The 23,445-nt window shown below is 67.4% G+C and carries 27 protein-coding genes and 2 pseudogenes; 16 read left to right on the forward strand and 13 right to left on the reverse strand.

Features of this window, described 5'->3' with window-relative positions:
* Positions 1–139 precede the first annotated feature (139 nt).
* Positions 140–1,171, forward strand: a complete 1,032-nt coding sequence (locus ADL01_RS05405; protein WP_053740735.1) for a serine hydrolase domain-containing protein — start codon at positions 140–142, stop codon at positions 1,169–1,171.
* A 118-nt stretch (positions 1,172–1,289) separates the two neighbouring features.
* Here the strand turns inward: ADL01_RS05405 and ADL01_RS05410 are convergent, their stop codons facing one another.
* The 3 genes from ADL01_RS05410 to ADL01_RS05420 all read right to left on the reverse strand — a co-directional run bounded on the left by ADL01_RS05410 (position 1,290) and on the right by ADL01_RS05420 (position 3,643).
* Positions 1,290–1,790, reverse strand: a complete 501-nt coding sequence (locus ADL01_RS05410; RefSeq protein ID WP_053740736.1) for a cupin domain-containing protein — start codon at positions 1,788–1,790, stop codon at positions 1,290–1,292.
* 281 nt (positions 1,791–2,071) lie between these two features.
* Positions 2,072–3,016, reverse strand: a complete 945-nt coding sequence (locus tag ADL01_RS05415) for an NADP-dependent oxidoreductase (RefSeq protein WP_053740737.1) — start codon at positions 3,014–3,016, stop codon at positions 2,072–2,074.
* Between the two features lie 117 nt (positions 3,017–3,133).
* Positions 3,134–3,643 carry an SRPBCC family protein gene (locus ADL01_RS05420; RefSeq protein ID WP_053740738.1) on the reverse strand — a complete coding sequence of 170 codons (510 nt, stop codon included), beginning with the start codon at positions 3,641–3,643 and terminating at the stop codon, positions 3,134–3,136.
* A gap of 591 nt (positions 3,644–4,234) precedes the next feature.
* Between ADL01_RS05420 and ADL01_RS47680 the strand changes: the two genes are divergently transcribed.
* The 5 genes and pseudogenes from ADL01_RS47680 to ADL01_RS05435 form a co-directional block, all read left to right on the forward strand.
* On the forward strand, positions 4,235–4,576 hold the full coding sequence (locus ADL01_RS47680; protein WP_420719684.1) for a hypothetical protein: 342 nt from the start codon (positions 4,235–4,237) through the stop codon (positions 4,574–4,576).
* Positions 4,524–5,246 carry an IS630 family transposase gene (locus ADL01_RS47685; protein ID WP_420719685.1) on the forward strand — a complete coding sequence of 241 codons (723 nt, stop codon included), beginning with the start codon at positions 4,524–4,526 and terminating at the stop codon, positions 5,244–5,246. The genes ADL01_RS47680 and ADL01_RS47685 overlap by 53 nt, the downstream gene beginning before the upstream one ends.
* A 656-nt stretch (positions 5,247–5,902) precedes the next feature.
* The gene (locus ADL01_RS05430) at positions 5,903–7,093 is read left to right on the forward strand and encodes a reverse transcriptase domain-containing protein (protein ID WP_324614574.1); all 1,191 of its coding nucleotides are present in this window, start codon (positions 5,903–5,905) and stop codon (positions 7,091–7,093) included.
* Between the two features lie 21 nt (positions 7,094–7,114).
* Positions 7,115–7,708: a hypothetical protein gene (locus tag ADL01_RS47415; RefSeq protein ID WP_324614575.1), complete on the forward strand. Its 594-nt coding sequence runs from the start codon at positions 7,115–7,117 to the stop codon at positions 7,706–7,708.
* 74 nt (positions 7,709–7,782) lie between these two features.
* A pseudogene (locus ADL01_RS05435) lies at positions 7,783–7,998 on the forward strand (IS630 family transposase); the annotation flags it as partial.
* 475 nt (positions 7,999–8,473) lie between these two features.
* On the opposite strand, the gene ADL01_RS05440 reads toward ADL01_RS05435, so the two are convergent.
* Positions 8,474–8,722: a CU044_2847 family protein gene (locus tag ADL01_RS05440; protein WP_053740739.1), complete on the reverse strand. Its 249-nt coding sequence runs from the start codon at positions 8,720–8,722 to the stop codon at positions 8,474–8,476.
* Positions 8,723–8,931: 209 nt separating this feature from the next.
* On the opposite strand from ADL01_RS05440, the gene ADL01_RS05445 reads away from it, so the two are divergent.
* Both ADL01_RS05445 and ADL01_RS05450 read left to right on the forward strand, forming a co-directional pair.
* Complete coding sequence (locus ADL01_RS05445; RefSeq protein WP_053740740.1) at positions 8,932–9,471, forward strand: GNAT family N-acetyltransferase; 540 nt, start codon at positions 8,932–8,934, stop codon at positions 9,469–9,471.
* Between the two features lie 164 nt (positions 9,472–9,635).
* Positions 9,636–10,526, forward strand: coding sequence for a transposase family protein (locus ADL01_RS05450; RefSeq protein ID WP_324614576.1), 891 nt, complete (start codon positions 9,636–9,638; stop codon positions 10,524–10,526).
* A 281-nt stretch (positions 10,527–10,807) separates the two neighbouring features.
* On the opposite strand, the gene ADL01_RS45790 is transcribed toward ADL01_RS05450, so the two are convergent.
* Positions 10,808–11,002, reverse strand: a complete 195-nt coding sequence (locus tag ADL01_RS45790; RefSeq protein ID WP_234354503.1) for a hypothetical protein — start codon at positions 11,000–11,002, stop codon at positions 10,808–10,810.
* 464 nt (positions 11,003–11,466) lie between these two features.
* On the opposite strand from ADL01_RS45790, the gene ADL01_RS05460 reads away from it, so the two are divergent.
* From ADL01_RS05460 to ADL01_RS05480, 5 genes are all read left to right on the forward strand, one after another.
* Positions 11,467–11,682, forward strand: coding sequence for a hypothetical protein (locus tag ADL01_RS05460; RefSeq protein WP_053740741.1), 216 nt, complete (start codon positions 11,467–11,469; stop codon positions 11,680–11,682).
* A gap of 340 nt (positions 11,683–12,022) precedes the next feature.
* Positions 12,023–13,501: a helix-turn-helix domain-containing protein gene (locus ADL01_RS05465; protein WP_234354504.1), complete on the forward strand. Its 1,479-nt coding sequence runs from the start codon at positions 12,023–12,025 to the stop codon at positions 13,499–13,501.
* 138 nt (positions 13,502–13,639) lie between these two features.
* Positions 13,640–14,044 carry a hypothetical protein gene (locus tag ADL01_RS05470; RefSeq protein WP_053740743.1) on the forward strand — a complete coding sequence of 135 codons (405 nt, stop codon included), beginning with the start codon at positions 13,640–13,642 and terminating at the stop codon, positions 14,042–14,044.
* Positions 14,045–14,437: 393 nt separating this feature from the next.
* Positions 14,438–14,833, forward strand: coding sequence for a peptidoglycan-binding domain-containing protein (locus ADL01_RS41410; protein ID WP_199834760.1), 396 nt, complete (start codon positions 14,438–14,440; stop codon positions 14,831–14,833).
* Positions 14,834–15,026: 193 nt separating this feature from the next.
* Complete coding sequence (locus ADL01_RS05480; RefSeq protein ID WP_199834761.1) at positions 15,027–15,365, forward strand: hypothetical protein; 339 nt, start codon at positions 15,027–15,029, stop codon at positions 15,363–15,365.
* Positions 15,366–15,574: 209 nt separating this feature from the next.
* Here ADL01_RS05480 and ADL01_RS05485 read toward each other — a convergent pair.
* Positions 15,575–16,512: pseudogene (locus ADL01_RS05485) on the reverse strand (ADP-ribosylglycohydrolase family protein).
* Between the two features lie 569 nt (positions 16,513–17,081).
* On the opposite strand from ADL01_RS05485, the gene ADL01_RS45250 reads away from it, so the two are divergent.
* Complete coding sequence (locus ADL01_RS45250; RefSeq protein ID WP_199834762.1) at positions 17,082–17,471, forward strand: hypothetical protein; 390 nt, start codon at positions 17,082–17,084, stop codon at positions 17,469–17,471.
* 37 nt (positions 17,472–17,508) lie between these two features.
* On the opposite strand, the gene ADL01_RS05495 is transcribed toward ADL01_RS45250, so the two are convergent.
* On the reverse strand, positions 17,509–17,688 hold the full coding sequence (locus ADL01_RS05495; RefSeq protein WP_159049458.1) for a hypothetical protein: 180 nt from the start codon (positions 17,686–17,688) through the stop codon (positions 17,509–17,511).
* 36 nt (positions 17,689–17,724) lie between these two features.
* Positions 17,725–18,189 (reverse strand): SRPBCC family protein, encoded by a 465-nt coding sequence (locus ADL01_RS05500; RefSeq protein WP_053740755.1) that lies wholly within the window; start codon positions 18,187–18,189, stop codon positions 17,725–17,727.
* Between the two features lie 46 nt (positions 18,190–18,235).
* On the opposite strand from ADL01_RS05500, the gene ADL01_RS05505 reads away from it, so the two are divergent.
* Complete coding sequence (locus ADL01_RS05505) at positions 18,236–18,844, forward strand: TetR/AcrR family transcriptional regulator (RefSeq protein WP_053740747.1); 609 nt, start codon at positions 18,236–18,238, stop codon at positions 18,842–18,844.
* Between the two features lie 145 nt (positions 18,845–18,989).
* On the opposite strand, the gene ADL01_RS05510 is transcribed toward ADL01_RS05505, so the two are convergent.
* From ADL01_RS05510 to ADL01_RS05520, 3 genes are all read right to left on the reverse strand, one after another.
* Positions 18,990–19,229, reverse strand: coding sequence for a DUF6207 family protein (locus ADL01_RS05510; protein WP_053740748.1), 240 nt, complete (start codon positions 19,227–19,229; stop codon positions 18,990–18,992).
* A 292-nt stretch (positions 19,230–19,521) separates the two neighbouring features.
* The gene (locus ADL01_RS05515) at positions 19,522–20,364 is read right to left on the reverse strand and encodes a hypothetical protein (RefSeq protein WP_053740749.1); all 843 of its coding nucleotides are present in this window, start codon (positions 20,362–20,364) and stop codon (positions 19,522–19,524) included.
* Positions 20,365–20,502: 138 nt separating this feature from the next.
* The gene (locus tag ADL01_RS05520; protein WP_053740750.1) at positions 20,503–21,492 is read right to left on the reverse strand and encodes a hypothetical protein; all 990 of its coding nucleotides are present in this window, start codon (positions 21,490–21,492) and stop codon (positions 20,503–20,505) included.
* 480 nt (positions 21,493–21,972) lie between these two features.
* On the opposite strand from ADL01_RS05520, the gene ADL01_RS05525 reads away from it, so the two are divergent.
* On the forward strand, positions 21,973–22,386 hold the full coding sequence (locus ADL01_RS05525) for a hypothetical protein (RefSeq protein WP_053740751.1): 414 nt from the start codon (positions 21,973–21,975) through the stop codon (positions 22,384–22,386).
* 406 nt (positions 22,387–22,792) lie between these two features.
* Here ADL01_RS05525 and ADL01_RS45795 read toward each other — a convergent pair whose 3' ends face one another.
* Together ADL01_RS45795 and ADL01_RS05535 are read right to left on the reverse strand one after the other, a co-directional pair.
* Complete coding sequence (locus ADL01_RS45795; RefSeq protein WP_234354505.1) at positions 22,793–22,942, reverse strand: hypothetical protein; 150 nt, start codon at positions 22,940–22,942, stop codon at positions 22,793–22,795.
* Positions 22,943–23,047: 105 nt separating this feature from the next.
* Positions 23,048–23,344 carry a tetratricopeptide repeat protein gene (locus ADL01_RS05535; protein WP_053740752.1) on the reverse strand — a complete coding sequence of 99 codons (297 nt, stop codon included), beginning with the start codon at positions 23,342–23,344 and terminating at the stop codon, positions 23,048–23,050.
* Positions 23,345–23,445: the final 101 nt, after the last annotated feature.

Here is a 23,445-nt window from a genome sequence, read left to right on the forward strand (position 1 = left end):
TAACCCGATCCATGGATGCATGTCGTGTCAACGAACCAGCACCCGGACGGTCACCGCGCCTGGAGAGGAACTACGTGCACCTCTCAAGCAACGGCATTGGGCGTTGGCGCGGAAGTTGGTGGAAGAAGGAGTGCCCGGGGTGATCGTACGGGTGGACGACGGTCACGGAAGGCCCATCGAGATCTCCGAGCAGGCCGCCTGGACGAAGAAGGACCATCGGCTCCGGGCGGACGACGAGGTACGGGAAGCGTCCAACACCAAGACGGTGATGGCTACCCTCGTCCTGCAACTGGTCGCCGAGCACAGACTCGCCCTCACCGACCCGGTCGACAAGTGGCTGCCCGGCAAGGCGCGCAACGGCAGAGCGATCACCCTGCGCATGCTGCTCAACCACACGAGCGGGTTGTTCGACTACACCGAGGACCCCGCCCTCGCACCGGCCCTCACCGGCCGGGACACCCACGTATGGACGTCGACGCAAATCCTGAGCCTGGTGAGCAGACACCCGGCACTGTTCGAGCCCGGTGCCGAGTGGTCGTACAGCAACACCAACTACATCGCGATCGGCGCTGTCCTGGAGAAAGCCACCGGCAAGAACCTTGCGGCGCTGGTACGGGACCGGATCGCCGGACCCCTGAGGCTCCGGCACACCTTCTACGCCACCGGCTCCGCCTGGCGCGACCGGCACGCGCACGGCTACGAACCTGACGCCGCCCACATGCCACCGGACGTCCCCGACGAGTTCAGGAACTACGCCGGACCGCACCACGACGACCACGTGGACGTCACCGGCGACTACGTCACGGCCGACGGCGCGGATGCCGCGATCGTGTCCACCGCCGGTGACTGGTCCCGTTTCTACGGCGCGCTGATGTCGGGCCGCCTGCTGCCCGCCGCCCAACTGGCCGAGATGCGCACCACCGTGCCGGAGGCCGGGCCGGGGGACCCGGACGAGCTGGGCTACGGCTTGGGCATCGAGACGGCGAAGACCGACTGTGGCACGGTCTGGGACCATGTCGGCGTCGTCGCGGGCTATGCGACCTACAACGTCACCGACTCCACCGGCCACCGCACGGCCGCGTTCTTCTTCGCCACATCCACCCTCAACAAGCAGGCGCACCAGACCGGCGCGGCCCTGATGGACGCGATCCACTGCGCCATGTTCGACTGACCGGCGCGTGTTCGCCTATCGGGGGCGATCTGTCCAGCTCGCCCTGCGCTGTCTCTCCGGCCCCACCTGCGCCCAGCTCGCACCTGTCGAGCGAAGCCGGGCTTGCCGGACCCGTGGGTCACAGGAACTCGCTCCGGTAGGCCGAGGCCAAGTCGGCCGCGCGGCGACGGCGCTCGGCGAGCTCTTCCTGCGACAGTTGGGGCGGCGGCGCGTCCTTGCCAGCGACGACATCGCCGATACGGGTGAAGTACTCGTCCTGGCCGGCGGGGGTGCACATGCACAGCATGCGGGCCGGCGCACCCGACACATTGCGGAAGTTGTGCGGCGCGTTGGCGGGGACGTTGATCGTCGACCCGGCCCGTACGGTGTGCTTCTCGCCGCGGAAGCTGAACTCGATCTCGCCCTTGAGGATCGTGAACATCTCCTCGAAGTCGTGCCGGTGCGGCGGCGGGCCTCCGCCGTCGGGGACGCGCATGTCGATCAGGCAGTACCGGCCGTTGGTCTGCTCGCCGGTGATCAGCATGGCGTACGTGTTGCCCACCAGAGAGATGTACGTCGTGCTGGGATCGTCGGGGTTCGCCACGGTCAGCGGGCGGGACGGGTCGTCGTCGGGGATCATCGGGGTGTCTCCTTCAAAGGTCGGTCAGTTGACGTTCAGGGGGAGTCGTCGACCGTCGCGGTCACCTGCTGGGTGGACGGCTCGCACGGCTCGGGCATCTGCTGCGACCCGGTGACGGCCAACGTGGTGCCGGCCGGACGTGTCCGGCATCAGGCGCATGCGATACGGGGCTGGTGAAGGCCGGGGCGAACTGGAACCCGGCGGCCACGGCCACCGGGGCCGGCGCCCGGCCCGTCTCCGTTCCAGGGACGGAGTCATGGTCGTCTCCTTTCGAAGGAATGTCAGGCGGCAGGCGCGACGACGACGACCTTGCCGTGCAGCTCGCCCGTGGCGGCCTGGCCGTGGACTGCCGACAGCTGCGCCAGCGGCACCCGCTGCGCCACGTCGACGCGCAGCTCGCCGGAGTCGACCAACGCCACCAGCCGCGACAGCTGTTCGGCGTCGCTGTTGACGAAGAGGTCGATGCCGCGCACGGCGCGTTGTTCGTCGCTGGGCGCAGGCATCCACACCGTGGTGTTCACCAGCACACCACCGGAACGGATCAGGGCGGGCAGCGCGGCCAGCTGCGCCGGGTCGATCGGCGCGAGGTTGAGCACGACATCGACCAGCTCGGTCACCGCCGCGCTCACCTCGGTGACGGTGCGGTCGACGACCTCGTCGGCACCCGCCGCCTCGACGTGCTCACTGCTGCGGGGGCCGGCCGTGGCGATCACGTAGGCGCCGGCGTTCTTGGCCAGCTGGACGGCGTAGCCGCCGACCGCGCCACCCGCACCGTTGACGAGCACGCGCTGTCCCGCCGTCAGCTTCGCGTGATCGAACAGGGCCTGCCAGGCAGTCAGCCCCACCAACGGCAGCCCGGCGGCATCGGACAGCGGAATACAACGAGGCGCTGACGTCAAAACCCCGGCCTGAGCCACCACGTACTCCGCGGCCGCGCCATCGCCCGCCATTGGCAGGAAGCCGACAACCCGGTCACCGACTTCGAGGCCGGCCACGCCCTCACCCAGCGCTTCGACCGTGCCGGAGACGTCGATGCCGGGGGTGTGCGGCAGGGTCACCGGGACGGGGCCCTGCATGAAGCCCCCGCGGATGTTGCTGTCGACACCGTTGAACGATGTCGCGGCGACCCGCACCAGAACCTGCCCGAGGCCGGGAATGGGCTGCTCGACGTCCTCGTAACGCAGGACACTCGGGTCGCCGTACTCGTGGAAACGCACTGCCTTCATGGGACATCCTCGTTTCTCTATACACGCGGGGTGCTTCCTTTCGAAGCTCTCCTGGGTCACGCATTGCTTCGATGCGAAGCAACAGCTCTTGCTCGTAGGTGGGGACCAAGGCCACGCCTACGCGCCACTTGCCTCTGCTTCGATCACTTGCACGCACCGGGAGAGGGCGGCCACCATGTATCGGCGCCAGAGTGGAGCAAAGGGACCGGCCAGGATCCACCGGCGACCGGGCAGCGCCTTGAACTCGTAGGTCCACCGAATGAGCGTGCCGTCGCCGTCGGGACTGACGTTGAACTCGCCTCGGACACCGACGGCGAGGCGGGAGAGGACGTTGGTGAAGCCGGTCAGTTGATAGGCGAAGCTGGACCCCGCCGTGTACTCGGTGAGCTGTTCGTCGACTTGTGATCCGTCGTCGAACTGCGGGTTTCTTCGCGGGCCGGCGTGGTCCCAGGCTTCGGTCTGGTTCTCCACGCTTCTGACTCCTGGGAACGGCGCCACTCGGTGAAAAACGGTGGGAAGGTCGATGGGGGCCAGCAGCCGGAAGGTGTCCGGGGGCGCCTTCCAGGTGCGCTGCTGGACCGTGATGGCGACGGTCTTGTCGGCCGGGCCGATGAGGAGTGGGGTCATGGTTGAGCGCTCCGTGGTGGCGAGGACGGGATGATCGGTGTCCCCGCGGTGGCCGCCTGGAAGGCGGCTCGGCCGGGCTCGTTACACGGGGCACCAGATCGGATGCGGTGAGACGGACGGGAGTAGGCGAGCGCCGTCGTCCGCGCTCCTCTGTCCGACAGGAAGATCTTCGCGCGAACCGGAAACCGGATGAAGAGCGACTTCATCCGCGGACATGTTGTCCCTGGCTTGGCCCTGAAGTGTGCGGACATCCAGGCACGAACGCCACCCGCTGCTCTGCGCTGTCCTGCCGGACAGCAACGGAGTGCCGCGCGCCCGATGGCGACCCGGCTCGCGCGCGCTGCGCGGGACAACTGGTGCTGCGTATTGGAGTTGTCCTATTAGTACTCCAGTGCGACTTCGTGATCTAGTGTGCTGCGCCAGAAATCCTGAGGATTAGTTACTACCCTGTTGTCATGTCGCATCCCGGGGCTTCTGCTGTGGAGATCACGCTGTCCGAGGCTGAGCGCGCCGAGTTGGTGCGCCGGACGCAATTACCCGCACCGGCGCTCGGCCGAGAAGGCCCGCATCATCCTGGCGTGCGCTGACGGCATGTCAAACGCCGGGGCGGCGCGAGTCGTCGGTGTCCAGGCCAAGACGGTGGGCAAGTGGCGCCGGGCTTTCGCCGCGGAGCGGTTGGAGGGGCTTGAGGACGCCGGCTGGATTGGCCGGCCGAAGGCCGACCTGGTCCTCGACGATGCTGAGCGCAGGCAGCTGACGCAGTGGGCGCGGCGGGCGAAGACCGCCCAGTTCCTCGGGTTGCGGGCCAAGATCGTGCTGCGGTGCGCGGAAGGCGGGACGAACCAGCAGGCCGCAGCCGACCTGCATCGACAGGTCGACCGTGGACCGCTGGCGGGCCCGGTTCATCGCAAAACGCCTCGATGGCCTGCATGACGAGCCGCGCTCGGGCCGGCCGCCTTCGATCCTCCTCGACCAGGTCGAGGAGGTCATCGTGGCCACCCTGGAGTCGGTCCCGGGCCAGGACACACACTGGTCACGGGCCTCGATGGCCCAGCGCACCGGCCTGTCGAGGTCCACCATCGGGCGAATCTGGAAGCGATTCGACCTCAAGCCCCACCTGCAGGACTCCTTCAAGCTGTCCACCGATCCGCAGTTCGTCGCCAAGGTCGTCGACGTTGTCGGCCTGTACCACCACCCGCCCGAGAAGGCGGTCGTGCTCTGCGTGGACGAGAAGTCCCAGATCCAGGCGCTGGACCGGTCCCAGCCGGTGCTGCCGGTGCTGCCGGGCATGCCCGAACGGCGTACCCACGACTATCTGCGGCACGGCATCACCAGCCTGTTCGCCGCCTCCAACATCGCCGACGGCACGGTCATATCGGCACTGCACCGCCGCCACCGGGCGATCGAGTTCAAGAAGTTCCTGATCCGGATCGACAAGGCGGTGCCCGCCGGGCTCGACGTGCACCTCGTCTGCGACAACTACGCCACTCACAACACCGCCGAGATCAGGACGTGGCTCGGCAAGCACCCCCGCTTCCATGTCCACTTCACCCCGACCGGTTCCTCCTGGATGAACCAGGTGGTGCGACACGAGGCCGCTTGAGAAGAGTGGGAATCACCAAGGAGGTTCGACGATGTCGAAGGTGTAGACCCGAGCCAGTGCGCAGGGCTCGTTCCCGCCTCAGCGTGCGTCGCGAGTAATCGCGGGGTGCGAAGCCTGAGGAAAGGCCCAAGGATTCCCGTTCCATCCGGGGATTACAGGCCGGGAAATGCCGGACGGGTGAATGCGGATGAACCCTTGATGATGCCTCGTCATGAGCACTCTCGCCGATGGGTTGTTTCAGCGGGAGATAGGGACTGGCCGTTGAAAAGCGGCAGGCGCCGACCGGAGATACCTGACCGGTCGGGAGTGCACCGCCGTCCTCGGGGTGCAGAGGGCACCCTCCCCGGCAGCATCTCTCTCATGCGGAACGTGACAACCCCGATGGAGTCCAGGCAATGCACTTTCTGGCCTGGTAAGCCAACCGCAAGGAAGGCCCAACTCTCCAGCGGGCGCAGGAAGACCCAGCAAGCGAATGCCGGTGGCCGAAAGGCAGCAGGAAACCGGGAACCACATGCCGACACCTCCGTCGGCGGTTCCCGCATAACTGGCCGGATAGGGGCCGATACCCCGACCTGAAAGGGTGCTGACGTGGGTCTGGTGAGCTTGTGAAGAAACGATGACCGAAGACACCGGAACCGAAGGGCAAGTTGGACGCCATGACGGCACACACGGCCGGGGCGGCTCAAGCTGCAGCGACCGCCGTCACCGTGGCGAACGGACCGGAGGACGAGATCACCGACTGGCCGTCGATCGACTGGCGGAAGGTCGAGGACGACGTACGGCGTCTGCGGCAGCGCATCTTCACGGCATCGCAGGCAGGAGACCTGGCCAAGGTCAGGAATCTGCAGAAGCTGATGCTCCGCTCCCGCGCCAACACACTCGCGAGTGTGCGGCGGGTCACGGAGGTCAACGCCGGCCGCAAGACGGCGGGTGTTGACGGAAAAGTCGTCTTGCTGCCCCAGGAAAAGGCCGAGCTGGCCGACTGGGTCCAGCATGGCGCGGCCCCGTGGAAACCCAAGCCCGTCAAGCGGGTGTATATCGCCAAGGCGAATGGAAAACAGCGCCCGCTCGGAATTCCCGTGATCGCTGACAGATGCCTCCAAGCTCTGGCACTGAATGCACTGGAGCCCGAGTGGGAGGCGCGGCTGGAACCGAAGGTCTACGGCTTCCGTCCCGGCCGTGGCTGTCATGACGCGATTGTGGCCATCCACACGACGGCGTGCGGCAAGACCGCCAAGCGCCTGTGGGTGCTCGACGCCGACTTGAAAGCGGCATTCGACCGAATCGACCACGATCACCTGCTCACGTCGCTGGGTTCGTTTCCTGGAAGGGGAATGATCGCCGGATGGCTGAAGGCGGGCGTGGTCGAGAAAGGTTGGTTCGTCCCCACGCTGGAGGGAACTCCCCAGGGCGGGGTGATCAGTCCCGCGTTGTTGAACATCGCCTTGCACGGAATGGGAAAGGCTGCTGGAGTCCGCTACCAGACTCTCGGCAGCGATGCCGCGATTTTGGCCCGTGACTCACCGGTTCTGGTCGTCTACGCCGATGACCTCCTCGCCCTGTGCCACTCACAGGAACAGGCCGAGCAGGTCAAGGCACGGCTCGCCGCATTGCTCGCGCCCCGGGGGCTGGCTTTCAACGAGGACAAGACGCGCGTTGTCCACCTCGATGAGGGCTGCGACTTCCTGGGGTTCAACATCCGACGCTATCGCGGCAAGTTGCTGACCAAACCGAGCAACGCGGCCCTGCGGCGGATCCGGGAACGGCTCGCCGCCGAGATGCTGGCCCTGCGAGGGGCCAACGCCGACGCGGTGATCGCCAAGCTCAACCCGATCATCAAGGGCTGAGCCGCCTACTACCGGATCGGGGTGTCCAAGCGGGCGTTCAACTCGCTGGACGCCTACGTGTGGAGACTGGTCTACAAGTGGGCCAAGTTCTCCCACGCGAACAAGTCGAAGCGCTGGGTGACCGACCGGTACTTCGGCATGTTCAACCCGTTCAGGCATGACAGGTGGGTGTTCGGGGACCGCACCAGCGGTTTCTACCTCTACAAGTTCGCCTGGACGCCGATCGTCCGGCACCGGATGGTGCCAGGAACGGCGTCGACCGACGATCCCACCCTGGTCGACTTCTGGGCCAAGCGGCGTCGCCGCGGCAAACTCCCGCTGGGCAAAGGCACCCTGCATCTGTTGCAGAAACAGGACGGCCGATGTCCTCTCTGCGGAGGGCTGTTGCTGCACGCCGACCACGAGCCGCAAACTCCCGACCAGTGGGAACAGTGGCTCAAGGTCATCCGCACGGCGATCCGGAAACACGCGATCATCGCCGATGCGGGCAACGGCAAGCCGGACAAATCCGCCGCCCCACGTCTGATCCACACCCACTGCCGCCGTCGGCTGACCACCGGCATCGGCAAGCCGCCAGCACTTCTGACCAGCCCGCGAGCCATAGAGCTTGCTTGAGCCGGTTGCCTGGAAATCGGGCACGGCCGGTTCTGAGGGGGGACCGCTGCAGCAATGCAGCGGTCTTACCCGACGAGCGATGGTTCGGCCTGCTGACCGACAAGCTCATCCGCCGCGGCGTCCATACGTCCGTGAAGGCCCTGGAGGACGACATCACCGCCTGGATCGACACCTGGAACCAGAACCCACGGCCCTTCACCTGGACCAAGACCGCCGACGAGATCCTCAACTCCCTCGCCGACTACCTCACCAAAGTCGGAACCGTCAGCCAGAAAACAAGGCAGAACTAACCAGCAGGATTTCTGGCGCAGCACACTAACCTCGAAGTTTCGTGACGGTCCACCAACTCCGTCGGCGGACCGTCACGAAACTTCGAGGCTAGGGCGTCCGCGGAAGCCGCTACGACTACACCTTCGTAGTTCTGGTCGTTCCACCGAACCTGTGTGTGCACCCCCGCTTCGACGCCGGCAACGTGGGCACAGGAGACGACGAACCCGGGAGCAACGAAAAATCCCGTTCCCTCGGTTGGCCCTTCCACGAGCACGCGGCACGTCTCCAGGAGGTCCTGGAGTGCGGCGACCGGGTTAAATCCGCGCATAGCGAGTGTCGGAATCTCATATCCGTCTGGCGAAGCAGAATAATTTCACGCCTCGTCAGAGGGAGCAGGCACGACAACCGGCTCCGGCTGCGGCGGTTAGACAGGGTCGGGACCCGTTGCGGTCCACTTCAGCGTCACCTTGAACGTGGCCTTCCCACCGACGCCCGTCAGCGCGGCGACCAGCCGTGTTTGCCAGCTGCCAGCTCCAGCCCGAACTCGACACCCACCTCGTCAGGCCGAACGGTCGCCACCGCAGTGCGTACATTGGCGGCCACGGCATGCAGCGATTCCTGAAAGCCCTCGATGCGCTGCGCAACTTGGTCACCGAGTCCGGTGTCCCGTGGTCCCTGTCTTTCAATCATGGCCCAGACCATCTGCCCGTCGGGCATGGCGAGTTCGATCGGCTGCTGTGCCAAGGTCCCCCCTCAGAAACTGCGTGACACTCAAGCTGGCAGATATCGTATCCACGACTGATCCCGCGCGGAGGCGAAGTGCTGATTGTCGACTGAACGCTCGATGAGTTCCACTAACGAGTAGCCGCACGATAGTGACGCGATCTTGATCGTCCAGGAGCCTGCGACTTGAGTGCTGGCATTTGGCGTTGCTGGCCTGGAAGGATCCGCCTGTGATCAATACCTCGGTGACTGTGCGCGATCTCGTTGTCGGTGACTGCCACGATGTACACGCCTTCGCCAGCCTGCCGGAGGCTTGCCGCTACCAGGCGTGGGGGCCGAACACCGAGGAACAGACGCGGGACTTCGTCCAAGGCGCCGTGGATGCCCGGTTGCAGTCCCCACGGTCAAGATTCGTGTATGCGGCCTGCCTCGACGGTGAACTCGTCGGTATTGGCGAGCTGAAGGTTCGTAGCCTGGCCCACCGCCAGGGCGAGATCTCCTATCTCGTGCATCCTCGGGTGTGGGGACGAGGCGTGGGTACAGCCATCGGCGGGGAACTTCTCGGCAGAGGATTCGGGCTGATGGGACTGCACCGGATCTATGCGACCTGCGATCCTCGCAACGTCGCGTCGGCCCGGGTGCTGGGCAAGCTCGGCATGACCCGCGAGGGCCGGCACCGGCACACCGCGCTGCTCCGGAACGGCTGGCGTGACTCTGAAGTCTTCAGCATCCTCGACCACGAATTGGCGCACCGGCCCGGTCCTGAATGATCGATGTATCGGCGGTCAAGCTCCGGCAGCCGTCCTGGTGCCAGAAGGCGAACAGCCGCACGGGATTATCTGGAGTGTGAAGTCAAGTTGGGCCCGCGCGGCCTGCTCTGATGCTGCGTTGTGCGGGGTCTCGAAGGAACACTTGGGTGCGCTGAATCGCCGAGATGGCCGAGCCGTGGATCGCAGCCCGGGACTCTGAGCTTGCCAAACGGCGTGGCCATGGCCGATTGCGGGCGGCCGGGGCTGGGCCGGATCACCAGTTGGTCTTCGTGGACCGGGTGTTGGTGACCTTGGTGGTGTTGCGCTGGGCGCTGTCGCACAGGGTGCTCGCGGCGCCGTTCGGAGTCTCGCCTTCCACGATCGACCGGGCGGTTGGCGAGGTGCGCCCGTTGCTGACCGCTCGCGGTTTCGCGGTGCCGGACCGGCCCGGGATCAGGCTCAGGACCCTCGCGGACGTGTTCGCCTATGCCCAGGCGGAGGGGATCACGCTGCGGATCGACGGTACCGAGGTGCAGGTATGCCGCCCGAAGGCGGGGCGGCCAGGCCGTAAGGCGTTCGTGTCGGGCAAGAAGAGGCAGAACACCGAGAAGGCCACGATGATCAGCGACGTGCAGGGTCGGGAGCTGTGGCTCGGGGCGATCCGCCCAGGCCGGATGCACGATGCCACCGCAGTACGCACCGAGGGCGTCGAGGAGCAGTTGCGGCTGCACCCGAACGTGAGAGCCGAAGTCGATTCCGGCTATGCCGGTCTGGCCCGCGACTTCCCCGGCCAGGTCAGCGCCCCGCCGAAGAAGCTGGCAGCGGACGCCGGGCCGTCCGAGCGCAACTTCTACGACTATGCGCGCCGCCGCCAATCCCAACGGCGGATCATGGTCGAGCACGCCAACGCAGAGGTCAAGCAGTGGTGGTTGCTGCAACGCTGGACCGGCGAGCGCGCCGACCTGCCCGAGGTAATCGCCGCGATCGGCGCCCTGGTCTCCGACCGCAGCGCCAAGCGTCCGACTCGCAGCAGGCCAAGCATGGAACTCGACCTCGTCCGCGCGACGGCCTGCTGATACACCCTGAGCCGAACCGCTAGGCCAGCACATCCCAAGCCCTATCGTGCGGCTACTCGGTAGACGTCGGCTGTCACGGTCAGCGTCCGTCGGCGCGACGGCGCGACGGCGCGGTGGCCGAGGACCTCTCGTGGATCACTGTGTCGGTGGGGCTTCTGGAGTCGGCTGCTCCGTGGCGGACGTTTCATTGGTACAAGGGGCAGAAGCACTTTTCCGGCACGTGCTGGTCGGCGACGACACAGGAACACGTGATCTACGAGTCGCGCCTGGAGCTCACGCGGCTACTGTTCGCCGACTTTGAGCCCTCGGTACACAGCATCGTGGCCCAGCCGCTCCTGCTGCCGTACACGCCGCGTCATGACGATTGCGGGGATACCGAGCGCCAGCAGCACCGGGATCGCGGCGGCGATACCGAACCAGAGGAAGAGCGCGAGATAACCGTAGGCAGCGTTGTCCACGTCCGCGTCCGCCTTCACCGGAAGACGATGCTGGCCACGAAAGCGACCACCATGAGACCCGCGACGGCGATCACGAGCCAGAGCAGGACGCCGGCCCAACGCCGGTACCCGGCACTGACCTCCTGGAACCGTGGCGGCCCGTACCCGCCGGGCGGACCGGGCAAGGGCCTTGGCGCCGGGCGTGGGGCTGGCCGCTGATCAGACATGAGGCCCAGTTCTACGGTGCGCGGCCCCGGAACATCAACTTCCGCCGCCACAGCACGCACCGCGCCGGAGCGTCGTCCCTCGGGTCACTACTTCACCGAGTCCCACGCGCCGGCGTTGAAGCTGCGCAGGAGGGCGATCAGCGCGGCCCCGAGCCGCCAGTCCACACCGGGTGCTGGCCCGCCACTGGGAGACGGTCCGCCGTCCGGGAGACCCGAGGGTGTCCCCGGCCTTCACCGCGCTGAACGACGTCCTGTTCGCCGGTGCCATGGGTCCGCATGCACGTGCTCTTCGACGGCGACCCCACCCTCGGCGTCCTCGGGCTGGAAGGCCGCGAGCAGTTCTCCACCGTCATCCTGGGGCGGGTTCCCAGCGGCACTTGGCGCAGGTTCGCTCCGGTGGCCGGCCCCGCCCCAAGAACCGCGGACGCCCGCACCGAGGCTGCGTCCACGTCGTTCAGCGGGGCGACATCGTCCACCAGGCGCAGGTGCTGACCCTGACCGATGCCGAAGCCGCCGCGTAGGCCACCACCACGGCGGCCGGAGAGATCTGACTCCACCTGGTGGCCCCGCTGCGGCGGATTGGTTGACCCGCCTGGCGACTGAGAAGAGCGGGGTGCCGCGTCGGCACAGGGACCGCAGATCAACTGCGGTCGCGCCCCGACTCGTGTGGTCGCTGGAGTCGAGCAACTGGATCGTCAACGCGAGAGGGTCTGGCGCGCGCTGAGAGCGGCGTGTGAGTATCGCTGCGCGGAGATCCGTCGGTACTTCAGGATCCAGGAGTGCGCGCTGCCTGACTCGGGCAAGGATGCCGACGAGCTGGCGAAGGAGAGCCGTGCCGACACCTCAGGTACTCGATGAATTGCTGCGCCAACTAAGGCCTCGTGTCTGCCAGGGTGCTGACCTTGATCCGCAGACGTTGATTGCCTGGCTAGGGCGGCAGCTCGAAGCGGAGATCGCCCTGCTCGACCGCGCGGGCGAGGTGGAGGTGTCCACCGCCCGGCTTACGCCGGACATCCTGGCCAGTCTCCAGCCGGTGCTGACGCAGTTGTCAAGCGGACAGCTGGCCGCTGCGGCCACGCAGGTGGGCGTGTTCCATGTGCGGTGCGAAGCGCTCGGACGGCAAGTGCCGCGTCCGGTGCTGGTGGTGGCCAGCCGATTACTGCTGACACGCGAGGCGCAGGCGCTGGCATCCCATGTCGGCGCCATGTTCGAGGTGTTGCGACAAGCCCGGCAGGCCGACAACCTCGCACTGCGCTATCAGCAGGCGGCAGCGCGGCTGCGCCTGGCGGTCTTCACGGCCCTGATGGCTGGGGAACTGACGCTGGCCCGCCGGATGACGGCCGGTGCCGTTCCGCCGCTGCTAGACGCTGAACGTCTGCGCATCCACCTGCTGCGCTGCCCGCCCTCAGACCGCGGCAGGCTCATCGACGCCCACCAGGATGCGTCCGGCTATCACGGTCGCGGCTTGATGGTGCGCTGCCCCGTCTACGACGACCACCTCATCTGTCTCCTGCCCATGGACCACGACGGCGACAGTGCGGACGGCGGCCTGGCCGCGCCCTTGCAGGCGCTGGTGCGAGACAACCCGCACTACGCACTGGGCATCAGCGCCCCCGCGCCCTTGCCGGCCACTGCGCGGGCCTACGATCAAGCCCGCCATGCCCTGGCCGTCGCCAGCCACACACCCGACCGGGTCGCCGACTACCACGGCCAGCCACCGCTGGCCGGGCTGCTCCCCCGTCAACAAGCCCTCGCCTGGGCCCGGGCCTTCCTGGAGCCGATCAGGGAGGCCCCCCGGCTCACCCTCGACATCACCAGCCTTGCCCTGAACTTTCCCCGCTCCGGTGTGGCGCGGCTGCTCGACGTCAGCCGCAACACCGTCACCGCCCATCTGCGGCGTGTCCAAGACGCCCTCGGCCTCAACCTGCAGGACCCCCGCAGCCGCGCCGAGCTCGCCCTGGCCCTGGCGATCACCGACCTCCCGCTACCCGACGGCAACGCCGTAGCCGAGCATGTGCCGACGCCGTCGGTGGACAGTCTGCTGTCCACCGAAGCGGCCATCACCTGGGCCCATGCCTTCCTCCAGTCCCTGCAGCTCGGCACGGACCGCACCGTGCACCAGACCCTGCGAGCCTGGATCGAGGCCGGCACCGATGCCCAGCGAACGGCCCAAAACCTTGGCATCAGCCGCACTACCGTCCGCGCCCACCTGCGCACCGCCGAACAGCTCCTGAAACGCAGCCTCCAGACCCCAGGCCCCGGCACCCACGAACTGGTCCACGCGTTCCGCATCGCCGACCGTGCACCGTGAACAGTCGCAACCCCGCGACTGCGCACCGTGCGCATTGCCTGAACAGTTGTAGGTACCCCAGCATCTGTACCCAGGGGACAGCTGGGAGTGTCTGACCGGCGGGTACCCATTGGGACAAAAACGGGGAGCTGATTCGTTGTGCGCGTTCTGACCAAGCGGATGGCCATCGTGGCGACAGCGGCCGCCGCGCTCGCCACCGCAGGGCTGGCCTCGGCCCCCGCTGCCTCGGCCTACGACTACAACGGATGCGGCTGGCCCCGCGTCTGCTTCTACCTGACCGACAGCGACTGGAACAACAGCAAGCCCACGGCCGCGTACCAGGACGTCACCAACTACTACCAAGACCTCGGATCCAAGAGCCGGGGTGCCAACAAGGTCAGGAATACCCGCAACGATGACCGGGTCTACCTGCGCTACGTCGACCAGTACAGCGTGACGTACTACGCCTGCCTGAAGCCCAACCAAACCTCCAACTTCAGCTCCACCTCCACGGTGACTGGCATCAAGATCGACACCCAATCCACCTGCCCCCCGCCCCTCTGACAGAGGCTGCCGTCTGAGCCGGCCATGAAGCCGACGACAAGCTCCAACGCCATCGCTCCGCTCGCGGTGATCAACCTCGGCCTGAGAACCATGCGGGCCAAGCTCCTGCGTGAGCTGAAGGCTAGGTAGGGCTACACCGGTGAGATCAACGGAGTCGCCGGACCCGAGACCCAGACTGCATTCGGGCGGGTAGGCGACCGATGCTTCTGAGGCTCGTTGTGGTGGGACGGGCTGGCGGGAACAGGCTGGCTGTCGGGCGCAGGCTCTGGAATACGGCGCGCGTACCAAGACACAAGGGAGAGATGCGAGATGGCGACAAGTCGCACCGCACGAGTTTCACAGCATCAACTGGGGGGATCGCTCGTGCACTTACGATCAAAAGTCGCAGCGGCCGTGAGCGTGGCCACGCTCTGTCTGTCAGGACTGTCGGGTGTCCCAGCAACGGCAGCCGAGTCCGGCGCGCAAACGACGTATGCATGCAACGTTGAAAGCACCGGTACCGCGCCGGGGGACAAGTACTACGCCGGGTACTACAGCGGCAACACGGTGCAGCCGTCGTCGACGTCGGTGTCGGCGGCAGGTAAGGAAGCCCAGTGCCTGTTGAAGTTCCTGGGATACAGCCCGGGGACCGTCGACGGCATCTTCGGGAGTAACTCGCAGACGGCCGCGAAGAAGTTTCAGGCCAGGATCAACGAGCTCTGCGGCAAGAAGGTCCTGCAGGTCGACGGCAAAGTCGGACCTGCGACTTGGCCGCATCTGCGCGACGTATACAAGTGCTACGTTGGGTGACAGAAACTAGCAGCGGGTAGCGCGCGGAAACGGGAGTGGGACGGTCCTTTGCTGGGCCGTCCCACGAACGTACGGCACCGGATTCTCATCGAGGATGCGATTCGGATGCGTTCGCGATGCGGTCGCTGGGACCGTTCGTCGAACGATTCCTTCCGAGTCATCCAGGCCCTCGTCACGCACCGGACTGGAAGGCATGACGACCTCCACGCCGCCACTGCGAAGCCGCCCCGCGCCATCGGCAGGGAGGCAGGAAACCGCGTCCTGCTTCTCCGCTACGACGAGAACGGCGGCTCACCTGGTCGGCGGCCGCGAAGTCCGGCAGGGGGAGTCGTACTTCCTCACCCGCCTCTCCGCAGCCGACATCAACCCCGCAGCTGCGACGCAGCCCGGCACCATCCGCGAGTACCGATGGTGGACCCTGGCCGAACTGCACACCGCTCAGGAAACGGTCTACCCCGCAGGCCTCGCCGACATGGTCGCGGCCGTTGCCACAGGGCGCACACCGCGACAGCCCGTCGTCCTGGCTGACTGACAGCACGACCATCGGCCGCACCGCGTAACGGCCACCCGGTCGTGTCCGTCCCGGACAGCCGCAGCAGATCGAACGCGACGAAGTGGGCCGGCCACTCCTCCGCAGCCCGGGCCGCCCCGGGCAAGCCGGTTCTGCAACCGCTCGAACGCGAGGCCGCCCGCGGTGTCCCACACGACCAGCTCGTCGTTATGCGGGCTGCCACACCTGTCTCATCGAGAGCTCTCTTCGAGGCGGTGTGCAAGATGGAGCAGGTCTGCCAGGCGCAGTACCCGTCCGTTGAATCCTGGGAGGGGGACGTGGAGCGGCTGGGTCCAGTGGGCGGGGATTGCATCGAGTCCGTAGTACGCCCCGGCGAGGCCTCCGGTCACCGCGGCGACGGTGTCCGTGTCGCCGCCGAGGTCGATCGCCGTGCGTATGGCGTCTTCGAAGCTGGTGGTGGTGTGCAGGCCCCAGACGGCTGAGCCCAGGCAGGGCCAGACGGCGCCGTTGAACTCGGTCGCCTGATCGGGGTGCCAGTCGGGCGCGAGGACGGTGGCGTAGCGGCCGCGGTGGTCGGGGTGGACGAGAGCCAGGATGTCGGGGAGCGCGGTGAGGGGGTCGGTGTCCTCGAACGTGACGCGGATGAGTTCGTGGAAGATCGCGGTGCCTTCCCAGGCCGCGCGGTCGCCGTGGGTGAGGGCGGCGATGCGGCGGGCCGCGTCCATGGTGGCTTCTTGGCCGGCGGCCGCGAAGTGGACCGCGGAGGTCGATGCCCGCATCAGGGAGCCGTTTCCCGCTGCTCGTTGGTTGACCTGGAAATGGATCGCGGCGGCGAGGTCCCAGGGCATGCCGTTGGTCAGGACGTCTTCGGTCTGCAGACCGATGTCCTTGGGGTCTGATGCTGCCCATCGCTGGAAGCGGGCGAAGATGTCCGGCAGATCCAGTCCGCCCCGCTCCAGCAGCGACTCCGCGACCAGGACGGCCATCTGCGTGTCGTCAGTGGCCTCGCCAGGGTCCCAGCCACCGCCTCCGCACATCTCGCCACCGGCACCAGGCGCGGGAAACCGCGCGGAGAACGCACCCGGGGGACCGAACTCGAGGGGCCGCCCAGTGCGTCACCCACCGCTGAGCCGACGATCACGCCGGCGGCCCGCTGAATCCGCTTCATTCGCGCAGGTTATCTGTGCCGCGCCGACGGCCCCGCGGCCCCATTTCCTTCCTCGGCTCCCCGAACCATCGGCGGCGAACACATCTCGCCTCCGGAGAAACACCGCCCGAGTGCCTAGTCCAGATCTCGCGGGCGATCGAGTGTCATGGCCAGCGGTGACGGCGATTGAGCTGGATCTTGCTGATGGTCGGCCTGCTTCGCTGCTGACTCGGGAAGCGCATCCAGCCGGATTCATGGTGTCCCAAGTAGTGCGCTGGATAGGTTGCTCTGATGAAGCTGCCCGCGTACTGGATGACGCGTCCCGCTCCACCCCCGGACCGCAGGACGTCAGCATCCTTCGACGGACTGCTGGAGCAAGCGCTCGCGAACGGTCCCGATGAGCCCATCGACTACCGGCTCGAGGCGCCGAAATGGCAGTTCCTCTGCCATGCCGCAGACCGCGGCAGACTGCTGTTGCACGGCTCGGGTGACCCGGCGATCAGCCTCTTCGAACCCCGGCAGCCGGACGACAGCAGAGAGTTCGGCAACCGGCGCGCGCGGTCTTCGCCGCCGGCGACGGGCTCTGGCCGATGTACTACGCGATCCTGGACCGGGACCGCCACCCGATGTCGTTGATCAATGGCTGCGCCCGCCTCGCCAACGGTAGCGAGAGGCTCGGCGAGCCGCGCTACTACTTCTCCATCAGCGCGCGGGCCCTGAAGCAGCAGCACTGGCGTCCCGGCACGGTTTACCTGCTGCCCGCCGGCACCTTCGAGCTGCAGCCGCGGATGCGGGTCGGCGATGTCTCGGTGCAGCCGGCCCAATGGGCAAGTCCCGTACCGGTGACCCCTGTCGCCAAACTGGCCGTGCAGCCGGAGGACTTCCCGTTCCTGGACCAGATCCGCGGCCATGACGATGAGCGGGTCTGGACCCGTGCCGCCGAGGGCCCGGATGGTTTCCCCTGGCATGCGGAGGCGTGACGCATGCGTCACGGCGCGGCTGAGACACCCGTGCAGGTCACATAACACCGTCCAGCGCCGTCGCGTCCGGCAACTGCGCGGACCCGGCCACCACCTCGGGGAAGGCCGGCACCATCTCGGTGCCGCGCCTCGAACGCAGCACCACCCGCCCCGCGTCGACGGACACCAGCGCCCTAAAACCGTCGTTCTCCAGATTGCTGGGTGTCTCATGAGACATCTGCACGGAGCTTCCATCGGCTGACACGTACCGACGTCAGGATCCGGCAGTGGACACGTGGCGAGCCAACCCGGCGGCCAGGCGTCGCATGACCGTGCGGTTAGCGCGCCGCATCATGGCCCGGACGACGGGTGCAAGCAGGCGGTCGGCGAGAGGAGCGCGCGTCCAGGCGTAGGTGAACGACACGTGACTCCCGCTGGTCCGCAGCGGTTCGATGGTGTAGGTGCCGTGTGCCAAGCGCCGGCCGGCCGCGCTGACGTTCCGTTCGACGATGCGCCGCGGCGGGTCGGCCTCAACGACCTCGATAGAGACGTCGGTCTTCGTGCCACCCAATGCGGCTGTGACCGTGGCGCACGATCCGATGCCGCGGTCGGGGCCGCTGTAGCGCCAGTCGGTCAGGTAGTGGTTGGTGAATCGCTCGTGGCGAGCAATGACGTCGAGGAAGTCGTAGACCTGCTCGGGCGTCTGCGGTACATCGATCGACACGGTGACAGACTTCATGTACCACACGGTACATAGGACCTGTACCAATTGGTACACTTGTGACGTGGTGAATACGGACAGCTCGCATCCTCAGGGCAAGGCCACGCCTGGCACGGACGGGGGCCGACGCGCCCAACTGGTGAACGCTGCCGTCGACCACGTCGAGGCACACGGCATCGCGGACCTGAGCCTGCGTGGCCTGGGCGCCGCGATCGGCATCAGTCACCGCATGCTGATCCACTATTTCGGCTCCAAGGAACAGTTGGTCGTCGAGATCGTCCGGACGTCGGAGCGGCGCCAGCGTGATCTGCTGTCCCGGCTCCGCACGGAGCCCGGTCTCTCGCCCGTTGATGTCGCGAGGCTCCTCTGGCGGCAGCTGACAGACCCTCGACTGGCCGGTCAGGAGCGGCTCTTCTTCGAAATCTGCGGGCACGGGCTGCGGGGCCGCCCCGAGGCTGCCCCGATCCTGAAAGGGCTCGTGACGGACTGGCTGGAGCCGCTCGTGGCCGCCGAGATTGCCGCGGGCGCGGACCCTGCCACGGCCCGGAACCGGGCCAGGCTGGGACTGGCCACCGTGCGCGGTCTGCTGCTCGACCTGCTCGCCACCGGTGACCGCGTCGGCGTCGACGCGGCGATGGAGGAGTTCCTCCGGCTGTACTACGGCTCGAAGTGACGGAGTCGCCGATCAGGCCAAGCTGCCGGGTCGGACGACTGCCACCGTCGAACGATGGTGGCCGAGGTAGACGTACGCCTCGACCCGCTTCGCAGACTTTCTGAGCGCCCGCACCCGACCCGACCACAGGCCCGACCACGGCAGGTCAGCGCGCTACGGCACCTCGCGTCCGGTGCCGTGGCTTGAGTTCCTGGCGTACGTCCAGGTAACAGCGCAGCCGGACGCCGGGCTGCCCCGGATCCCGGGTCGTACGGTCCGCCGGTGAGGTCGCCCACCGCGCGGCGAGCAGCTCCTGGACGGCGAAGGCGGTCCGGTCGTCGCACGCCGCGATCTCCACCACGGCCAGCCCCGGCTGTTCCACATGCGCTTCATTGATCGGCCCCATGCACGGCACTACGCTCCGGCGCCCGAAAAGGTTCTGCGATCCGGCCGTCTTCACCCGACCGAGTAGGTCCCAGCACCTGCTGGTCTTCCTCGTGCTGGACGGTGCTGCCGCTCGTACGCTGGTTGTGTTCTCGGGGCTGTCGCGGAGGTGTGCTGTGCCCCGAACCGTATGGTCAGGAGCTATCTCTTTCGGGCTGGTCACTTCTCTGAACTACGGCTGCTGGCCAGCTTCGCGGAGCACGCTGCGGCAGTGACGGTGTGGAGGTTGGTCGGCATCGCCTCGCCTGCGACCTTTATGGGTGTTCGCTGAGTTGGAGGAGGCCGGCGAGGGAGAAGCACAGGGCGCCGGTGAGGGTGCCCCAGTTGGCGATGTCGGCGTTGACGAGGCTGTCGGTGGCGGGGCGGGTGTAGGCCGCGAACGCGGAGACCATGAAGAGGGCGGAGCCGAGCTGGTTCACGGTCACGATCCGCCAGCCGAGGCTGTGCGGGCGCAGGCAGGGCCGGCCGTGGCAGATCTCGACGAAGCCCAGATGGCCGGAGACCAGGAAAAGGGCGCAGCCGATCATGTCGGGCACCCAGATCAGCCGGTTGACCTGGTGGACGTTCAGGCCCTGCAGGAAGGAGTCCAGCAGGTCGACGGCGAAGACGAGAGTGCCCGCGAACAGGACGAACGTGCTCAGCCAGTCCACCCGCATCGGCTCGTAACTCCACCACCGCCAGCGGCCGGTGACCAGCCGGCCTTCGCCACCCCCTTCGTGGCGGGGCGCGTTGACCACCTGGAGCAGTGATACGTACCCGCCGGTGGTGAAGAACAGGCCGCCGGCGAAGTAGATCGAGGCGCACGTGGTGGCGTCTCCGGAGCCGAACTGGGCGACGGCCGCGCCGGCGGCGAAGAGGGCCCCGCCGATGACGAAGGCGATCGCCGCGATGGCGTTGAGCCGGCGCAGGCGGGCGATGGCAACGGCGTCCGCACGGATGTGCCGAGTTGCCGTCGTGCCGTGGGGACGGACGGCGAGTACTCCGCGTCGGCGCGCGAGCCGGGACTCCCACACGGCGGTGCCGCCGCCGGGAGGGTGCCAGGTGAGCCGGGTGGTGAACGGTCCCGCGCCCTCGGCGCGCTGCTCAGGCTGTCCCACGGGCCGAGCCTAGAAATTCAGGCAGGACCGGAAGACGGGCGAGACGCCGTCGGTCCGAGCCGTCGCTGCAGCCTGCGGGGGTGTGGCCTGGTGCCTGGCTGGCCCGGTCTTGGCGGCGGGATGCGGGGCGAGGCCGGTTCATGCGGGTGGGATGGCGGCGACGCCGCCTTCTTCTTCGGGGCTCATGGGCGGGCGTCGTTTGGTGCCGCGCCACCACAGCAGGCGGCCGTAGGTGGAGATGGTGACGAGCGCGGCTCCGACGACGACGTAGATGCTCAGGACGATGAGCTGCTGGGTGATTGCGTTGCCGTCGAAGTAGAGGGTGTTGCGGACCAGGGTCGCCCCGTTCCACGGCGGCAGGACGGGGCCGAGAAACTGCCAAAAGACCGGCAGGTAGGCGGTTCCGTTGACTCCGCCGGTCGAGGGGTTGCCGAAGAAGACGACGATGACGACGGTGAGCAGAGTGCCGATCGGGCCGATCAGGCTCTGAAGCGTTGCGGCGAGCAGCGCGACGGCCAGGCACATGAGGGTGAACTCTCCCCACAGGGGCCAGAAGTTGGTGCCGACGTCCGGGTAGGCGTCAAGGATCGGACCGATGATCACGTCGAAGACCAGGCCGGCGATGACCGCGTAGCCGATGAGGCTGAGGACGCGCCGACGGGCTGACGCGGTGCCGGTGCGCTGCATGGCGAGGGTGGAGCCCAGATAGCCGGCCACGAGCAGCACGAACACGGCGATGCCCGGGACCACGCCGAGCGGGTCCTCCTTGGGAAGTTTGTTGGTCACCTTGAAGGCGAGATGCCGGCCCTGGTCCTTGGCGGCCTTCTCGTAGACAGCGGGCATCTGGCCGGGGGCGACCAGGCTCGCGGCCTCGGCGATCACCACGGTGTTGCTCTGCGTCACGAAGCCGCCGTAGATCTCGGTGCGGTTGGCGGCGTCCTCCAGGGCGGCCTGGTCCTTGTAGTGGTGGATCTTCAGCGAAACGTGTTCCTGGACGGCCGTGGTCAGCGGCGAGCTGCCGGTCACGCCCCACGGAAGGTCGCGCGCGACCACGGCATGCTGCGCCGACACGTAGGTCGTGACCATGATGGTGGCCATCACCAGGGCCATCAGCAGGCCGGTGATCAACGCCCGCCAGGACGGCGGCCTCGGCCCCTCGTCAAGCCCCGCGGACGCGGCGTGCCCTCCGCCCGGCCCACCCGGGGCAGACTGAGCCCGACTCACCGCGCCCGAGGGCGGGGGCGTCGGCGACGCAGGACCGTCCCCGGTACTGCGGTCCGTACTTCGGTCGGCGTTCCGGCCGGAGTCGCCTCCTGTGTCGCTCATGGCATTTCCCTGGTCACTGGGCGCTTGGGGCACCTCGCTTCACGCACCCCTGAACACCCAGCGACTCTGCCAGAGCAGATCGCGCAAGACGGTCATTTCGTGAGTGTTTCATCCATATCGGTCCCATAGTCGACGTGGCCGTCAAGGGAAGCGAAGCGCATTAGACAGAGAAGGACCTGCGAAGTCCCCGAAGGCGGCGCCGCGAGGCTATCGCCGTGCAGGCATGCCGAGGAATACGGGCCCACCTCCGGCCGCCGCGTCAATCTGATCGTCCTGCATGCGATGCCCTGGCCGGACGAGATCCGCGACCCCTCCAGTCTGGCGCCGGAAGCAGCCGAGTCGGACGAGGACGTCGGAGCCCAGGCTCTCATCGACTCCATGAGCCGCGACGGCATCGAGGACGCGGAGTTCGCCGTGGACCGGTACACCGAGGCCCTGGAGCAGGTGATCGAGGCGAAGCTGGAGCACCGGGCGCCGTCCGTGGCGCCGGCGGCCGCGGAGCCGACGGGCCGGGGACTCGATCTGATGGCGGCGCTGGAAGAATCCGTGGCCAAGGCGAAGGCATCCCGCGGTGAGCGCGGCGACGCGGACGTGCACGAGCTGCCGAAGAAGAAGGCCGCGGCCAGGAAGACGGCGAAGGAGACGGCCGTCAGGAAGACCGCCGCGAAGAAGGCGGCGACGAAACGGGGCGCGTAGCTCGCTGTGGTGTCGACGGCATGAGCTGCTGGATGTGGTGGTGCTCGCAGGTCTCTGTCGTTAGGCGCGGATGCTGGTGTAGCGCACGCCCGGACCCCCTCGCTCCATCGCTGGGTTCATGCACCACTGGCAGAGCGGATTCTCTGGGGCTGCCGCTTGTGGCGTGACCTTGTTGGTGGTCGTTCGTGCAGCTCGGCGCCGGTATGGCTCACCGTACGGTTGCAACAGGTGTGGCGGTATCACTGCATCGAGGGATGTATGTCTCTCGGGATCGGGTTCTCGTTCGAGAGCCTGCGCTTGGCGGAGACGGGGTGTCGGTTCGTGGCGAGGGCCTTGTGCGGTCCGGTGGTACCGATCGCCGCTCGATGCCGATCACCGGGTCGCCTTCGATCCAGCCCTGGTGCTGTCACCAGCCGTTCGCCTTGCGTGCGATGGACAGTTCGCGGTTGATGGTGCTGACGTCCATCCCGTCGGCCCGCGCTACCGCCAGTTCGCCGACATCCGGAGTGGCCTGCCGCAGGTCGCGATGAACGGGCAGGATTGCGTGCCTCGACACACGACGACGCGATCCCCTCGCTGACATGACTTCACGAGTACCCGCATGCGGCCTGACCTGAGCGGACGAGACCGGCAAGGGCAACGGCAGTGGGGCGAAGGTCGTTCACCTCCGCCTCAGCCAGCGCTCGTTGTGCGTAATTGCCCAGGCTGTCAGCGCCGTGCTTTCGCTGTGGCGGTCGCCGAGTTCGCGGAAGGCGGTGGCGGCCTGGGTGTGGGCGTGGATGGCGTCTTCGAACCGCCGCACCTCCTGCAGGGCGCCGCCGAGGTTGTTCAGCGCCGCGCCTTCGCTGTGGCGGTCGCCGAGCTCGCGGGCGACGTCGGCGGCCTGGGTGTGGGCGTGGATGGCGTCTTCGAACCGCCGCACCTGCCGCAGGGCGCCGCCGAGGCTGTTCAACGCCATGCCGCGCAGATACTGCGCGTCGCCACATCCAGCGCGATCGTCAGCTCAGCAGAACCCGTCACCCCATCAGCCAGGACCACCATCACATCCAGCGGAGTGCT

It is taken from the genome of Streptomyces sp. NRRL WC-3618, assembly GCF_001280005.1.
Lineage (GTDB): Bacteria > Actinomycetota > Actinomycetes > Streptomycetales > Streptomycetaceae > Streptomyces.

Excerpts from the sequence above, each read along its gene's own strand:
- ADL01_RS05450 (WP_324614576.1), top strand. The coding sequence starts at position 9,636 with ATGGCCGAGCCGTGGATCGCAGCCCGGGACTCTGAGCTTGCCAAACGG.
- ADL01_RS05480 (WP_199834761.1), top strand. The coding sequence starts at position 15,027 with ATGACGACCTCCACGCCGCCACTGCGAAGCCGCCCCGCGCCATCGGCA.
- ADL01_RS05495 (WP_159049458.1), bottom strand. The coding sequence starts at position 17,688 with ATGTCTCATGAGACACCCAGCAATCTGGAGAACGACGGTTTTAGGGCG.
- ADL01_RS05510 (WP_053740748.1), bottom strand. The coding sequence starts at position 19,229 with ATGGGGCCGATCAATGAAGCGCATGTGGAACAGCCGGGGCTGGCCGTG.
- ADL01_RS45250 (WP_199834762.1), top strand. The coding sequence starts at position 17,082 with ATGTACTACGCGATCCTGGACCGGGACCGCCACCCGATGTCGTTGATC.
- ADL01_RS05500 (WP_053740755.1), bottom strand. The coding sequence starts at position 18,189 with ATGAAGTCTGTCACCGTGTCGATCGATGTACCGCAGACGCCCGAGCAG.
- ADL01_RS05535 (WP_053740752.1), bottom strand. The coding sequence starts at position 23,344 with ATGGCGTTGAACAGCCTCGGCGGCGCCCTGCGGCAGGTGCGGCGGTTC.
- ADL01_RS05410 (WP_053740736.1), bottom strand. The coding sequence starts at position 1,790 with ATGATCCCCGACGACGACCCGTCCCGCCCGCTGACCGTGGCGAACCCC.
- ADL01_RS05460 (WP_053740741.1), top strand. The coding sequence starts at position 11,467 with ATGCACGTGCTCTTCGACGGCGACCCCACCCTCGGCGTCCTCGGGCTG.
- ADL01_RS47680 (WP_420719684.1), top strand. The coding sequence starts at position 4,235 with ATGTCAAACGCCGGGGCGGCGCGAGTCGTCGGTGTCCAGGCCAAGACG.
- ADL01_RS05415 (WP_053740737.1), bottom strand. The coding sequence starts at position 3,016 with ATGAAGGCAGTGCGTTTCCACGAGTACGGCGACCCGAGTGTCCTGCGT.
- ADL01_RS05430 (WP_324614574.1), top strand. The coding sequence starts at position 5,903 with ATGACGGCACACACGGCCGGGGCGGCTCAAGCTGCAGCGACCGCCGTC.
- ADL01_RS05525 (WP_053740751.1), top strand. The coding sequence starts at position 21,973 with ATGCCCTGGCCGGACGAGATCCGCGACCCCTCCAGTCTGGCGCCGGAA.
- ADL01_RS05420 (WP_053740738.1), bottom strand. The coding sequence starts at position 3,643 with ATGACCCCACTCCTCATCGGCCCGGCCGACAAGACCGTCGCCATCACG.